The sequence below is a fragment of the Polaribacter sp. 20A6 genome (assembly GCF_011378915.1).
Lineage (GTDB): Bacteria > Bacteroidota > Bacteroidia > Flavobacteriales > Flavobacteriaceae > Polaribacter > Polaribacter sejongensis.
Window position 1 is genome coordinate 107996 of the sequence record NZ_WTPZ01000008.1, and the last position, 14646, is coordinate 122641.

Genomic DNA, 14646 nt, shown 5'->3' on the forward strand with positions numbered 1-14646 from the left:
AGGAACAATAGGGTTAAACGTTTTTATATAATCTGTTGCACTATTTTTTTGTGAAACTCCTCCCTAATTTGTTCCAATACCAATTAACTCTGTAGAATTATAATCAATAGAAGCAGGCATAGGAAATGAAACAAAAATTCCGCTTGTAAATGTTATATTATTTGCTGATAAAATTGCATCATTAACACCTGTAGAATATATTGCACCATCAACTTTAAACCCTAATAAATTATTAGAATCATCATAACCTACTTTGGGGTCGGTAGTTATACTTGATGTATAAAACCCTCCATAATCCCCATAAACAGTAGTTACAGGTTCTCCTTGGGCATTTAAAAAAAGGGGATTATAAAACAGACAAACTAAAGCCAGAAGGCTAAACAGATTTTTATAAGAACTCACAACTCTAAGGGGGTTTATTAATTATATATAATAGTAAATTTCACACACTAACATATAGCTATGAAGACATTGGTTTTAATATAGTTTTATAACTTTTGTGGGGGAGGCAATTATTAAAAACTTATTATCATTATTTTGCGAAAATAAATAAACAAAAAAGCCTCTCCAAATGAGGAAAGGCTTTTAATTTATCTTTAACATTCTTACTTCACTTCTAGAACATTATTCTCCAAATTAATATCTGCCATTAATCCGCTTTTATCAATAGTAACAGACTTTACAGCTTTAGTAACCGTAAAAGAGTACGTTGGTATTGCCCAACCCCAATCTTTTAAAATTGTTGCCGATGTTGGCTTATTACCTCTCATCATTTCAAGAGGAATATTAAAACTTTCTGAAGTTCCATCAGTATAAGTTACTTCAACATCCATAGGCATTGGCATTTGTCCAATTCTTTCTAAAGTAATTGTTTTATTATCTACAGATTTCACACCATAATCTATAGTATGTGTAGTTTGCGTCCATTCATTTAAATACCATCCTAAATCTAATCCAGCAGTTTTTTCCATAGAACGTTTAATATCGTTTGGTGTTGGATGTTTAAAGCTAAAATCGTTAAAATATTTCTTTAATCCGTTTGCTACATTTTCTTTACCAATAACATATTCTAACTGCGATAAGAAAATATTTCCTTTTGAATAACTCGCTGTACTATACGCCCAATTTGTATGATATCTGTCTGCATGTGTAGACAAAGATTCTTCATACCCTTTTGAAACAATAGATCTATAACCTCTGTAAGAACCTGCATGTGGGTTTTCTTTACCTTCATCTAAAATTAAGTTTTCTGCTTTGTTAGAAATATAAGATGTAAAACCTTCATCCATCCAAGGATGTAAACTTTCGTTTGATGCTAATAAAAACTGAAACCAAGTGTGTGCCATTTCATGTGCTGTAACTCCAAAAAGACTACCAAATTTACGTTTCCCTGTAATTAAAGTAGACATTGCATATTCCATTCCGCCATCTCCACCTTGTATTACCGAGTATTGTTTATATGGATATTGACCAACTTGCTCACTAAAATACGTCATTAATTCAGCCGTTTTAGGCTGTAAATCTTTCCAGTTTTTTAAATATTCTGCTTCTAATGTTTTCTTGTATAAAAAATGTAAATCGATTCCATTTTCCATTGTTAAAACATCGTGAATGTATTCTGGATCTGCTGCCCACATAAAATCATGCACATTTGGTGCTTTAAAATTCCATGATAATTTATCGCCTTTAGGCAAGTTTAATTCTTTAGAATCATCTTGGTAACCATGACCAATTTCTTGTGGATTTTGTAAATAACCAGTACCACCAACCGTATAATCTTTATCAATATGAATGGTTACATCAAAATCTCCCCAAACACCTTGAAACTCTCTTGCAATATATGGTGGCGTGTGCCAACCTTGAAAATCGTATTCTGCTAATTTAGGATACCATTGAGACATAGATAATGCAACTCCTTCTGCACTATTTCTTCCAGAACGACGAATTTGAACAGGAATCTGAGCATCAAAATCCATTTCTAAAGTAACTGTTTCTCCAGATTTAATTGGCGTATCTAATTGAACCTCTAAAATGGTCCCTACAGTTTCATGAGAAACGGCAACTCCATTTTGTTTTAAAGAACTAACTTTAATATAGCCAATTTCATTGGGTTGTAATTTGCTAATTCTATCTCTAACTCTTCTGTCTGGATCTTTAATGTTTAAAGACCTCATATCCATTTGAGAACCTGGTTGAAATGCATTAAAATACAAGTGATAAAATACTTTATCTAGATCGTCTGGAGAATTGTTTGTATAAACTAACGTCTGTTTTCCTTTGTATTGGTAGTTTTTTGCGTCTACATCTACATCCATCGTATAGTCTACATGTTGTTGCCAATATGTTTCTTTAGCCGAATAAGTAGTGTTTTCTATAACCTTACATGAGGTTAACATGATTAGCGACAATCCTAAAAAATAAATTTTTCTCATATTTATATTAATTAATGTTCAAAAAAAAAGCAGCATTTTAAAAATGCTGCTTTTAAAGTTTAATAAATTATTTTTTTCCGTTTACCATTCTATCTGCCATTTGTAATGCATTGTAAGCATTAACAACTCTACCAGAAACTGATAAATCTGAAAAAGGAACTAACTCTCCTTTAGGGTTTTCTCTTGACTGAGATCCTGGCTTAATTACCTCTAAATTAATTTTTACACCAGAATTCATCAAAATGTGTTTAACCTGGCTTGCAGTTAACTTAGGATAATAAGAACGTACCAAAGCAGCTACTCCTACAGCAGAAGGTGCCGCCATAGATGTTCCACTAAAGTGTTTATATTCATTTTCTGGTGTTGTAGAATAAATTTGCACACCCGGAGCAAAAACATCTACATTTACTTTACCATAGTTAGAAAAATTAGCTGGTAAGTTTTCATCATAACTAGAACTCATTGCTCCAATTGTTAAAACGTTATCAGAAACTTCTGTTAATAAATCTTTAGAATCATTAGGGTATGTTCTTTCCACATCAATATCCTTACCGTCATTTCCTGCTGCATTTACAATTAATACATCGTGCTCTGCTGCATATTTAATTGCGTCATATACCCATTCTTTATGAGGAGAATATCCTTTACCAAAACTAGTGTTAATTACTTTTGCTCCGTTATCTACTGCATAACGTAAACCTAAAGCAACATCTTTATCATACTCATCTCCATCTGGCACAGAACGTACAGCCATAATTTTTACATTATCTGCCACACCATTCACTCCTTTGTCATTATTTCTAGACGCTCCAATAATTCCAGAAACGTGTGTACCATGTGCTTCACTTTTAATTGAAACTCCTGGGTTTCCATTTCCATAACCTGGAGAATCATTAATATCGTCTGGGTTATCTCCTATTCTATAGTTAGTATATTCGTTATTTAATAAAGCGATAGATTTATCTAACTCCTTTTTAATTTCCTCTTGCGCTTGACTTAAAGAAGGCAAACCAAAACCAAACATTTGTTTTGCTATTGCAATGCTTTGTAATAAAGAAGGATCTTCGGTTGTAATTGCCGCAACTTCTATAGCACTATAATCGTCTTTACCAAAGTGTCTTGCTAAATTTTCATCTGCACCTTTAACACCACTTAACATTTGCTCAAAACGAGTTTTTGTCTTTTCAGCATTACCAACTTTAATGTCGTGTGCTGCTTGAATCTCTGCAACAACTTCTGGACTTTCTAAAGAAGGATTCTGTAAAATTCTAGCTGACTCCATGTTTTCTTTGTAAGCATCGCCTAAAAAGTTCCAACCATTAATATCATCTACATAACCATTTTTATCATCATCAATACCATTCCCTGCAACTTCTTTAGCATTTACCCAAGCCACATCTTTTAAGTCTTCATGACCTAAATCTGTTCCAGAATCTACAACACCTACAACAACCGTTACACTCTTTTTACCTTGTAAAAATTCATACGCTTTGTCTACAGACATTCCAGGAATAGAATCTTTTACCAAATCTAAATGTCCCCAGGTATTTTTTTGTTCTTGTGTTAATGGTGCTTTTTTAGCTACTGCTATTATTGCTACATCAGAACCATTAGGAACTGGAATGTTAGAAATTGATTTACAACCTGTAAAAACAAGTCCAGCAAAAGCTGTATATAAAATTGGTTTTAAAACTCTCATAATATTAATTAAATATATCTATAAATTTGTGTGTGTTCTTTAATCTAACTCCTTTTTCTGTATGCTGAACGGTACAAAGTTCATTATAAGCATCATGCTCTAAAAAAAGATAATATTCTTTATCTGCTGCTTGGTTTAAAAAAGCTGCTTTTTCTTTTAAAGTTAACAAAGGTCTCGTATCATATCCCATAACGTAGGCCAAAGGAATGTGCCCAATTGTTGGTAATAAATCTGCTACAAAAACAATTGTTTTACCTTGATAAGATAACATTGGTAACATTTGTTTTTCTGTATGACCATCCATAAAAAGGACATCAAAACCTATTTGGTCTTTGTAATTACTATGTATAAAATTTAATTGTCCGCTTTCTTTAATAGGATTGATATTTTCTTTAAAGAAAGAAGCCTTTTCTCTTGGGTTTGGCTCTGTTGCCCATTTCCAATGTTTATCATTAGACCAGAATTTGGCATTTTTAAAAGCCGGCTGTAAAATAGTTCTTTGTGCATTCCACTCTATAGCACCTCCACAATGATCAAAATGTAAATGTGTTAAGAAAACATCTGTAATGTCATCTCTATGAAAACCATGTTTTGCTAAAGATGTATCTAAAGAAAAATCTCCAAAAAGGTAATAGTAACTATAAAATTTGTTTGATTGTTTTGCTCCTAACCCTGTATCTACTAAAATTAAACGACCTCCATCTTCAATAAGCATACTTCTCATGCTCATATCTATCAAATTATTAGCGTCTGCAGGATTTGTTTTTTGCCAAATAGTTTTTGGTACAACACCAAACATTGCACCTCCGTCTAATTTAAAATTTCCAGTTTCTATAGGGTATATTTTCATTCTGTATAGATTAAAATCATAAATAATTAACTATAAAAATAATCAATTAAGACTTAATAAATCCACAATACTTAATAAAAGTATATAGCCAACAAAGATGGAAAAAATAAGATAAGTTTTTGTTAAGAAAGTCTAAAGATTACACCAAAACAACTAAAAAATGATTGCGTAATAGGTTTAAATTATTTTCTCTGAATCGAAAAAGGAAAATTATAACGGTATAAATAAAATTAGATCTATTTAGAAGTACTACTAAAATCCATTTCACTTAAAAATTTAGCCACTCTAATAATTACAAATACCAAAGCAACCAATCCTAAAATAACAAACAATAAATGATTATCTAAAAATGATGAGGGAGTTTCACCATTAATTGGAGTAGAAATTTGTAGCATCATAATATAGTAAAGTTTAGTTATATCAAAAATCTATAAAAATTAAACACAAACCCCTTACCCTTCGATAAAAAACTCTTTTCTTACGTTGATATGCACTTAATCTACTTTAAGTAAATTATTCTTTTACTGTTATTTGCTGATGAATTTCATTCCCAAAATTGTCTGTAGCCGAAATAAGATAGTTTCCAGTATTTAAATCCACTCCAAACTCATGCAGTTCTTTTGTACTCCCTAAATATTTACTATCTACATACCAATATAAAATAGCTTCACTATTTGCATGTGCTACTTTTAAAACAAGTTCATTTTTCTTTCCATCGAAATTCTTTGGTAAAAAAATGGTGCTTTTTTCCGTAGGATAAATAAATTTCATCGCGTTTTTTGCCGCACCTAAACAATCATTTCTAAATTTTGGCAACGGTTTATAAAACGGATTTTTATCCTTGTAATAATATTCCATTAAAGGAGGCAACACAAACCAAGATTTTTGTTTGATGTTTTCTAGTTGTTCACAAGAAGTGTTTACCTGATAATTTTCTGACGCATCTACATTTACCAAAACATGGTACGGACAAGGTGCTGCTTTTAAACCTGCATTCTGTACAAATTCTAATGATTTATCTTCACAATTTTGAGTTGCTCTATACCCACTTTGTGCACAAATTTCTATTTCAGTCATTTCATCAAAAGGTTTTTCAAACCATGTTGAATTTGGCAACTTATCAAAAACATCAAATAAGATAGGCGCTGCAGCTTGCACACCAACCAAACCAGGTCTTCCTTCTCCGTCTGCATTCCCAACCCAAACTCCTACTACATAATCTTTAGTAGTTCCTATTGCCCAAGCATCTCTAAAACCAAAACTTGTCCCTGTTTTCCAAGCAATTTGTTTAGAAGCATCAAAAAACTCCCAATTTTGATCTGCATTAGGTCTGTTTACATCTTTTAAACTCTCGAAAGTGAGATAAATAGAAGCGGCATCAAAAATTATTTTTTCTGATGATTTTTCTCCGAAATCTATTTTTTGATCCACATAAAAAGTAGGCTCACAAAATTCATTTTTAAAATACCTACTAGAGTTTTCTGAATAATGATTTACTGTAGATGCCATCGAAGCGTAACTTTTGCATAAATCCCACAAATTACTTTCCGCCCCACCCAAAGCCAATGTTAGCCCATAATAATTAGGGTCTTTCTTTAAATCTCTCAGTTCTAATTTTTGTAAATAATCATGAAACTTCTCTAAGCCAAAGCTTTGCAACATTCTTACCGTTGGTACATTTAAAGATTTAGATAATGCTAATTTTGCAGAAATTGCTCCAGCATATTTTTTATCAAAATTTTCTGGATGATAACTTCCAAAGTTTGTAGGCACGTCTGCAACCAACATATTTGGCAACAAATCTCCACTATCTAACATGGCTGTATATAAAAATGGTTTTAAAATACTTCCGGTACTTCTAGGTTTGTCTATAACATCTACATCTTTCTGATTCATTTCAGTAGTTTTAGAGTTGCCAACATAGGTTAAAACTTGCCTAGTATTTACATCTAAAACCAAAACAGAAATATTAAATATCTCATTGTTTTTTAATTGATTATAATGATTATTTACAATTAAATTTGTTTGATTTTGTAACCTTTTATTTATGGTCGTTTTTACAAACTTTCCTTTATTTTTTTTATTGATTTTCTGTAATAAATGTGGTGTAATTTGAGGAAGTGGATACGGTTTTTGTGGTAATTCTTCTAAAACAGATAATTCATACGTTAACGAGTCAATGATATTCTTATTCAGTAACTTTTTTAACAGTCGGTTTCTTTTCACCAATAATCGATGTTGATTTCTCCCTGGATAAATCAAATTTGGAGCATTGGGTAAAACAGCTAAAGTAGCAGATTCTGCCCAAGATAAATCGGATGCTTGTCTATTATAGTAACGCCAAGAAGCAGCATCTAAGCCTACAACATTTCCGCCGAAAGGCGCATTAGAACTCCAATAGGTTATAATCTTTTCTTTGGATGCTCTAAATTCTAAACGTGTTGCTAAAATTAATTCTTTTACTTTTTCAAAATAGGTTCTAGGTCTGTTATCTCTACTCAAACGAATAACTTGTTGTGTAATGGTACTTCCGCCTCTTTTTACACTTCCTGCTTGTAAATTTTGTTTTAAAGCTTTAAAAATGGAAATTGGATTAAACCCAGGATGCATATAAAAATGTTCGTCTTCAAACTGAATTAAACAGGTTTTAAACTTCTCTGGAACAGAGTCTTTATGCGGAAAACGCCATTGTCCGTCTTCTGCAATTAATGCTCCCAGTAATTCATTATTACTACTTGTAATTACGGTTGATGTTGGCTTAGTAAACAACTGACTAGGCAAACAAAAAACATAGAAAATCAGCAGGACAACAATAAATATTGTTTTCTTTTTATGACGTTTTATGTAGTTTGTTATTTTCAACTTTGATGTATTATAAGTTTATTTTAGGTGTTCGAGTGCAGTTAGGAATTTATCAAAACCTTTCGACTGCGCTCGAGGAGACATTTACCATTTTATTTTAGCCCCAACTGTCATTTCGAAATGAGCCCTTTTAGGCGATTGAGAAATCTCACAAGTTTGGTATTGATTATGAGATTCCTCTTCCTTCGTCATTCGGAATGACATTCACTCTTCTATTTCCTATTCCAATTGTCATTTCGAAATGAGCCTTTTCAGGCGATTGAGAAATCTCACAAGATGAGTATTAGATTCCTCCTCATACTTCGTTCGGAAAGACATTCGTACCTTTTGTCATTGCGAGTTTACGAAGCAATCTGTAACCCTAATCCATAGATTGCTTCGTTCCTCGCAATGACGTTTGACTACTTAATCACCTCAATCCAACCACCTTTTGTTCTCACCAAATAATCATGATCATACATCGCTTCTACCTGAACTCCTGGTAGATAATAACTCCCTAAATAAGCTGCATTCAACAATACAGTAAAGGTTTTTGTTTCTGCTTTTTTAGATTGCTGATTCAAATCGAAATAAAAATTAACTCTGTCATCTCTAATATCTGTATAACGAGCTTCACTTTTTGTAGTGGTTCCAAAATCTGTAAAACGGGTGTTTACAATTTCCCATCCTGATGGGAAAACTTGTGTCAACGCAATATCTTTTACATTTTCATTTTTAGGATTGCTCACAATTATTTTTGCTACAAAATCCTGACCTTGTTTTAAGTTGTTGATATTAATAGATTTTCCTTGTAAATCCACATATTGAACAGACGCACTCAAACCTCTACTTTCTGTAATTTCATCACCCAATGGCAATTGCCCTGAATTGATAATTCTTGCAAAGACAACATTATTATCCTCATTTTTTATAGTGATAGAGTTTGCTCCGTTTTTAACCTGAACGGTTCTTTGCACCATAGAACTTTGCGTATCTACAGTAACTGTTTTCTCGTTATTAGTATATTCTAAATTAATGGCTTTTCCTCCGTTTTTAACCACCATTTTACCAATTGCTAATAAACTATAAGCAGTAGACTGTGTGCTCATCCATTTACTTCCAGATAATTCTTTTGCAATAGATTTTGCTACTTCTTTTATGTCTTTATGATCGGTAAGTAACATGGTTTCTAAGGCCATTGCTCGGTTTCTATCTACAGAACCGTAAGAATAATAATTGTATTTAGAAGTAGTAAAATTAATATTTGCAGTGCTCATAATTTCTAAACTCGCTTCTTTTTGTCCTGCCAAAGCATACGCTGCAGCCAAACGCCATTTTGCATCGTTAGAAATTTGTTTAAACTCTCGCATTCTGTTCATTGCAGACAAATCTGGACTACCAGCTAAAGCCAATGTGTATAAACGATAAGCTTGCGCTAAATCTGTATAATTATTTCTATAATCTGGCCTCCAATTTCTTGCTGCGTTTTTCTGATATCTAATAAAATCACTCTTAAAAGTTAACGGTAAAACAAATCCTTTTTTAGCAGCTTCTAACATAAAATGACCTGCATACGTTGTTCCCCAATCATCTGTATCACTTTCTCCCATCCAATAACTCAAACCTCCATTTGCTTGCTGAAAGTTTCCTAATCTTTTTATTCCGTTTTCTATATTTTCTTGAATTTGACGTTTTTTATCCGCCGTTAAATCAAAAATATCATTCAAAAATAATTGAGGAAAAACACCTGATGTAGTTTGTTCTACACAACCATGTGGATACTGAATTAAATACTCTAATCTTCCAGAAAAGTTAATTTGAGGAATGGTAGATAATTCTAACATTGCGGTATTTGATCCCTCAACTCCAAATGTATCAAAATTAATAGTTTGACTTTGATTCCCTTCTACAGTTGCATCTACTACTTTTGATGTAATTGGATTCGGATTTACAACATCTAACTCCACTTTATAAGTTGCTTTTTCTCCGTTTCCAGAGGCAATAATTTCAACTGTATTTATGCCATTGGCTTTTAAAACATCCATTTCAAAATACAGCATTTTTTCATCTGGCTTCTCAAAATTAAGTTTTTGAGTTTTATTACCGATAACAGTAATTCCGTTAGATGTTTTTACCTCTACCGTTACATTTTTCACTTTTTTATCCATTGCAAAAATGGTAATTGGCAACGTAACTTTTTCTTTTGGCGATAATTTTCTTGGCAACGTAGCCAACACCATTAAAGGCTTTTTAACAGGAACTGCTTTTTCTGCATTCCCGAAAGCTTCATTAGTAACATCACCCGCAACTACCATGGTTCTCACAGAACCAATATAATTTGGTAACGTAATTTTATGTGATGCTGTTTTTCCTTTTTTAAGATAAAACGGACCAATAAATGTTACAACTGGTTTAAATCTGTTGGCTTTTCTATTTTTTGCAGCAGCAGCACTTCCATCTCCACCAATGGCAAAAACCTGATCTACACTACCTGAATATGCACCAATTACATCATCAAAAATATCCCAAGTTTTTACACCTAAACCTTCTCTTGCATAGAAAACATCAAACGCATTCGGAGTTTTAAAACGTGTTAAATCTAACAGACCTTCTTCTACAACAGCCAAAGTATAGGTCATGGCTTTGTTGTTTTTTTCAGAAACTTTTACCGTAAATTCTTTTTCTGGTTGCAACTCTTCTGGCATCGAAATTTGAGGTTCTAACTTCGTACTTTCATCTTCTACCAAAAGCGGAATTACACCAAATAATCTTATTGGTAAATCGTTTTCAGAAACTTGATGTGGTTGTAATAATGAAATATTTACAAACACATTGGGTGCCATATTTTTGTTGATAGGAATTTCTACAGAAGTATTCCCTTTTGTAGTTTTCATCCATTTTGTTTCTAATACTTTTGTACCATTTTCTATACTGATTAACGCATGACCTTCACTACCTGAAGGAAATGTTATTTTAGCAGTTTCACCAACATTATACTTTTCTTTATCCGCAGAAAACACTAACATTTTTGCAGCTTCTTTATTATCAGAACCAGAATTTTCCCACCAATTTTTATAGAAATAAGCTGTTCTACCCGTTGCGTGACCACTTTTCTTATCGATTACTCTTATTAAAAAACGACCTCTATCTCTTTCTGGAATATTCAAATTGAAACTTCCATTTCCTTTAGAGTTCGTGCTAATTTTTAAAGTTTTATATGGTTTATTATACGTGCTAGAAGTATATCTAGACAAGTTATCATCTGAAGAACTCCACCACCAACGCCACTCAATTTTATAAACTTCAACCTCTATTTCATCTCTTTTTACTGGACTTCCTTTTTCATCAACCGAAACCACAGAAAAAGTCTGATTTTCATCTGTAAAGAAAGAACCATATCTATTTCCTTCTGGCGATTTTAAACCTATAAAAGAGGTAAATGGCGCATATTTTTTAGTGAAAGCATCTATAGAAAAATCACCTCCGTTTTCAAAAGCTCTTACTAAAAACTGCACATTTAACATTCCGGGTGCATTTTTACCAATGGCTAGTTTACTATCAATTTTTGCGAAACCGTTTTCATCTAATTTCCCTTCAAAAATATTTATTTCTTCGGATGAAAACTCTCTTGATGGATCTGTAAAAACATAGTCTTTGTAACCTTCAAAACCATAATTTGCCGTAGAAACTTTTGCTTTAATTTCTGCTTTTAGGTTTTTTGCAGGGGTTCCGTGCAACCATTTAACATCTAGAGTTCCATTAACAGGTTTGTTGGCTGTTAAAACTTCATCATCAAAATCGACCTTAATCTTTAAACGATTTGGTTTTACAGTTTCTATTTTTAGTGACTTGTAAAACTTTGCACCACCTACAGAAATTTTTGCATTGTAATTTCCTGTTTTTGCTTCTTGAGTAGTTGAAAATATAAAGTTGTAAAAGTTATTTACGTTTTCTGATGTTACTTTTTTATACACCAATTTTCCACTAGGGTCTGTTACTTCTAGTTTAACAGGATGGTTTTTTGGTAACTTATTATCTGCATCATTTAGTAAAAACGTTAAATACACATTGTCTCCAGGACGCCAAACTCCGCGTTCTCCATAAATATATCCTTTTAAGCCTTTTTCTGTTTTGCTACCAGCAACATCAAACTTACTTAAAGACAAAGAATTCCCGTCGAACAATCGAATGTATCCTTTATTATTCCCTTTAGAAACCACTGCAAAAGCTGCAGCTTTAGAAGTCTCAATATTAGCAAATCCTTCTGAATCTGTTTTGGTAGTTACAATTTCTTGTTGCTGAAAATTAAATAATTTAATAGTTGCTCCAGCCTGAGGTTTTGTGCTTAAAATATCTGTTATGGCAAAGAAATAAGAATTATTTTCTCCTTTTTTTGCAATGATTCCTAAGTTTGAAGCTAATAAATTCTGAGTAACTTCTTTATAGTAGTAATAAGAATCGGAACAAGGGTTGTCTCTTTCTTGCCAGTTATAATTACGATCTTTATAATCGTATAATTTATTGTCCCAATACAATTCCTCTCTCGCTTCTTCGTCCTCTATTTTACTTAAATCATCATACGTTTCTTCTTCGAAATTAGAGTTTACACTTTTATTTTCTGAACAATCATAAAGTGCCTGACTTTTATTAAAACTCAATTCTACTCTATAAATAGCACCAGGTTCAGCATCTATCAATTTAGCCAAATCTACACTATACGCCTTCCATTTTTGAGTATTAGTTGTCTTGCTGTCAATTAACGTAATGGTTTGCTTAGCAACACGTCTACCAACTCGTATAATTTGGTATTCATTATCACTATTCATACTGTTTTCTTGTAAAAACTGAAGTACATTATCTTCGTAGATTTTTATAATTCTAACATCTACTTCTTTTACGTTGATGGCTTCAAAATTGAATTTTAAATCTTTAGAATTTGGTAAAATAGCTCCACTACTTATCGCTCTTATTGCTGGTTTCTTTTGTTCAAAAGTGATCGTTTCCTTAAAAGATTCTTTTAATTTATAATTGTCAGCATTTTTAATTCCCTGAAATACAGAAACTAAAACATCGCCTTGAAACTTATTTTCTGAAAACACTTTTAACTCATTCCCGTTGACAATAAAACGTGGGTTTTTCTCATTTTGAATGGTTACCAAACCGTCAAAATTTTGTTGTTTTTTAAGTTGATCAGAAAAGTTAATAGAAATATACTGTTCAGAAGTATTGTTAACTTTTAAACCAAGTACTTTAAAATTACTCTTACCAGGAATTAGAACTTCATTTTCACCTTTAGACTCAGCATTTATTGCTTTTCCATCCCAAGAAATGGCTAATTGAGAGTCTTCTACAAAACGCTGAATACTATCAACTTTAAATTCGAAAACTTTCCCGTTTTTGTAAGATTCATTCCAAACGATTTTTTTTGATGTTCCATTTTGAGAAGCACTTATTAATTTTTTAGCATTTTCTAATGAAATAATATCTGCAGATTTTACAACACCTTCTAAATATTGAAATTCTTTAGAGTAGGATTGTAAATTATTGGTCTGAATATTAAAATTTGGTGCAATTGTTTTAAACTGAAAAGTATACATTTCAAAGTCTTGAGGCGTGTTTTTATAAATTTCTTCTAGATTTACAGAAACACTATATTCTGTATCTGCATCTAAAATTTCATCAGGAATAAAAATAAAAGCATGTTTATTTACCGTTTTAATTTTACCACTTACATGTGGTTTCACCGAAATAATTTCAGTTGAAATTTCTTTATTTGCTTCCCAACCTTCTACTTCTTTGGCAAGGTTTATTTCTATATTATTTGCTACAGAAACCACTCCAGACGTAGTGTAACTTATATATTCTTTAAACTTAAAAATGTTATCTGTTTTAACTTCTTCTTTCTTACAAGAAAGGATAAGTAAAAAGATTGAGATTGTTAAAAGTAGATTTTTCTTTTTCATAGTAATTGTATTTATAAACACAGCTCAAAAATAAGGATTCCCTTTGACCTTAAGTACGACTATTTAGTATTCGCTATGGTTTATTTAGTATTCGTAAAAAATGGTTATTAACTCTTTTCTTCTTTTAAGGATAAGAGCTTTTTATTACTAAAACCTTAGTCAAGATTTTCACATAAATCCCAAAGACTATATATTCCATAAAAAATTCCAAATAAAAAAACCCCAATCGGAATGACTGGGGTTTTTCGAGGTGTCTAGCGGATTCGAACCGCTGTACATGGTTTTGCAAACCATTGCCTAGCCACTCGGCCAAGACACCTTTTATCTTAAAGCAAGATGTAAATCTATTTTTAAGGATTGCAAATTTACGCAATTTTACAAAGATTACAAGTATTTTTTCAAATTAATACTCAAAACAAATAAATTTTAAGATTTTAAAACAATTTATCCTCTTTTTATCTGCGTAAAATTTATCTTTTTTCTGTAAGAATAATTACTACTTCTTCTACGTTTCCACCAATTGGTGGGTTAATCTTTGCTACAGAAACCTTTGCTTTTTTTACTCTAGAAATTTCTTTAAAAATTCTATCTAAGATTCTCTGTGCCACTTCTTCTAACAATTTAGAACGAATGGCCATTTCTTCTTTTACAATACGGTTTAAGTGTACATAATCTACGGTGTCTTCTAATTCATCTGTTCTAGATGATTTTTTTAAATTTGCCTTAATTTCTACATCAACGCTATATTCACTTCCTATTTTTCCTTCTTCGTCTAAACATCCGTGAAAAGCATAGAGTTTTATGTTGTTTACTTGTATTATTCCCATTTTTGTAATTTAAAAGAACAAATATAGCGTTATT

General features: G+C 31.9%; 8 protein-coding genes and 1 tRNA gene. All 9 read right to left on the bottom strand.

Annotation, left to right across the window (positions count from 1 at the left end; all coding sequences use genetic code 11):
• Nucleotides 1-63: 63 nt before the first annotated feature.
• Nucleotides 64-402, bottom strand: a complete 339-nt coding sequence (locus GQS57_RS16340; RefSeq protein ID WP_165733928.1) for a hypothetical protein — start codon at nt 400-402, stop codon at nt 64-66.
• A gap of 203 nt (nt 403-605) precedes the next feature.
• Nucleotides 606-2432 carry a M1 family metallopeptidase gene (locus tag GQS57_RS16345; protein ID WP_165733929.1) on the bottom strand — a complete coding sequence of 609 codons (1827 nt, stop codon included), beginning with the start codon at nt 2430-2432 and terminating at the stop codon, nt 606-608.
• A gap of 67 nt (nt 2433-2499) precedes the next feature.
• The gene (locus GQS57_RS16350) at nt 2500-4131 is read right to left on the bottom strand and encodes a S8 family peptidase (RefSeq protein ID WP_165733930.1); all 1632 of its coding nucleotides are present in this window, start codon (nt 4129-4131) and stop codon (nt 2500-2502) included.
• Nucleotides 4132-4135: 4 nt separating this feature from the next.
• Complete coding sequence (locus tag GQS57_RS16355) at nt 4136-4981, bottom strand: MBL fold metallo-hydrolase (protein WP_165733931.1); 846 nt, start codon at nt 4979-4981, stop codon at nt 4136-4138.
• 236 nt (nt 4982-5217) lie between these two features.
• Nucleotides 5218-5379: a hypothetical protein gene (locus GQS57_RS16360; RefSeq protein WP_165733932.1), complete on the bottom strand. Its 162-nt coding sequence runs from the start codon at nt 5377-5379 to the stop codon at nt 5218-5220.
• A gap of 115 nt (nt 5380-5494) precedes the next feature.
• A complete protein-coding gene (pbpC, locus tag GQS57_RS16365; protein WP_165733933.1) occupies nt 5495-7843 on the bottom strand; it encodes a penicillin-binding protein 1C in 2349 nt (782 codons plus the stop codon).
• A gap of 401 nt (nt 7844-8244) precedes the next feature.
• Nucleotides 8245-13785 (bottom strand): alpha-2-macroglobulin, encoded by a 5541-nt coding sequence (locus GQS57_RS16370; protein ID WP_165733934.1) that lies wholly within the window; start codon nt 13783-13785, stop codon nt 8245-8247.
• A gap of 248 nt (nt 13786-14033) precedes the next feature.
• Nucleotides 14034-14104 (bottom strand) — tRNA-Cys (locus tag GQS57_RS16375).
• 151 nt (nt 14105-14255) lie between these two features.
• The gene (gene folB, locus GQS57_RS16380; protein ID WP_165733935.1) at nt 14256-14612 is read right to left on the bottom strand and encodes a dihydroneopterin aldolase; all 357 of its coding nucleotides are present in this window, start codon (nt 14610-14612) and stop codon (nt 14256-14258) included.
• Nucleotides 14613-14646 lie beyond the last annotated feature (34 nt).

What these genes read in the sequence shown, in the direction of transcription:
- GQS57_RS16345 (WP_165733929.1), bottom strand. Translation starts at nt 2,432, where the DNA reads ATGAGAAAAATTTATTTTTTAGGATTGTCGCTAATCATGTTAACCTCA.
- GQS57_RS16350 (WP_165733930.1), bottom strand. Translation starts at nt 4,131, where the DNA reads ATGAGAGTTTTAAAACCAATTTTATATACAGCTTTTGCTGGACTTGTT.
- GQS57_RS16355 (WP_165733931.1), bottom strand. Translation starts at nt 4,981, where the DNA reads ATGAAAATATACCCTATAGAAACTGGAAATTTTAAATTAGACGGAGGT.
- GQS57_RS16360 (WP_165733932.1), bottom strand. Translation starts at nt 5,379, where the DNA reads ATGATGCTACAAATTTCTACTCCAATTAATGGTGAAACTCCCTCATCA.
- GQS57_RS16370 (WP_165733934.1), bottom strand. Translation starts at nt 13,785, where the DNA reads ATGAAAAAGAAAAATCTACTTTTAACAATCTCAATCTTTTTACTTATC.
- folB (WP_165733935.1), bottom strand. Translation starts at nt 14,612, where the DNA reads ATGGGAATAATACAAGTAAACAACATAAAACTCTATGCTTTTCACGGA.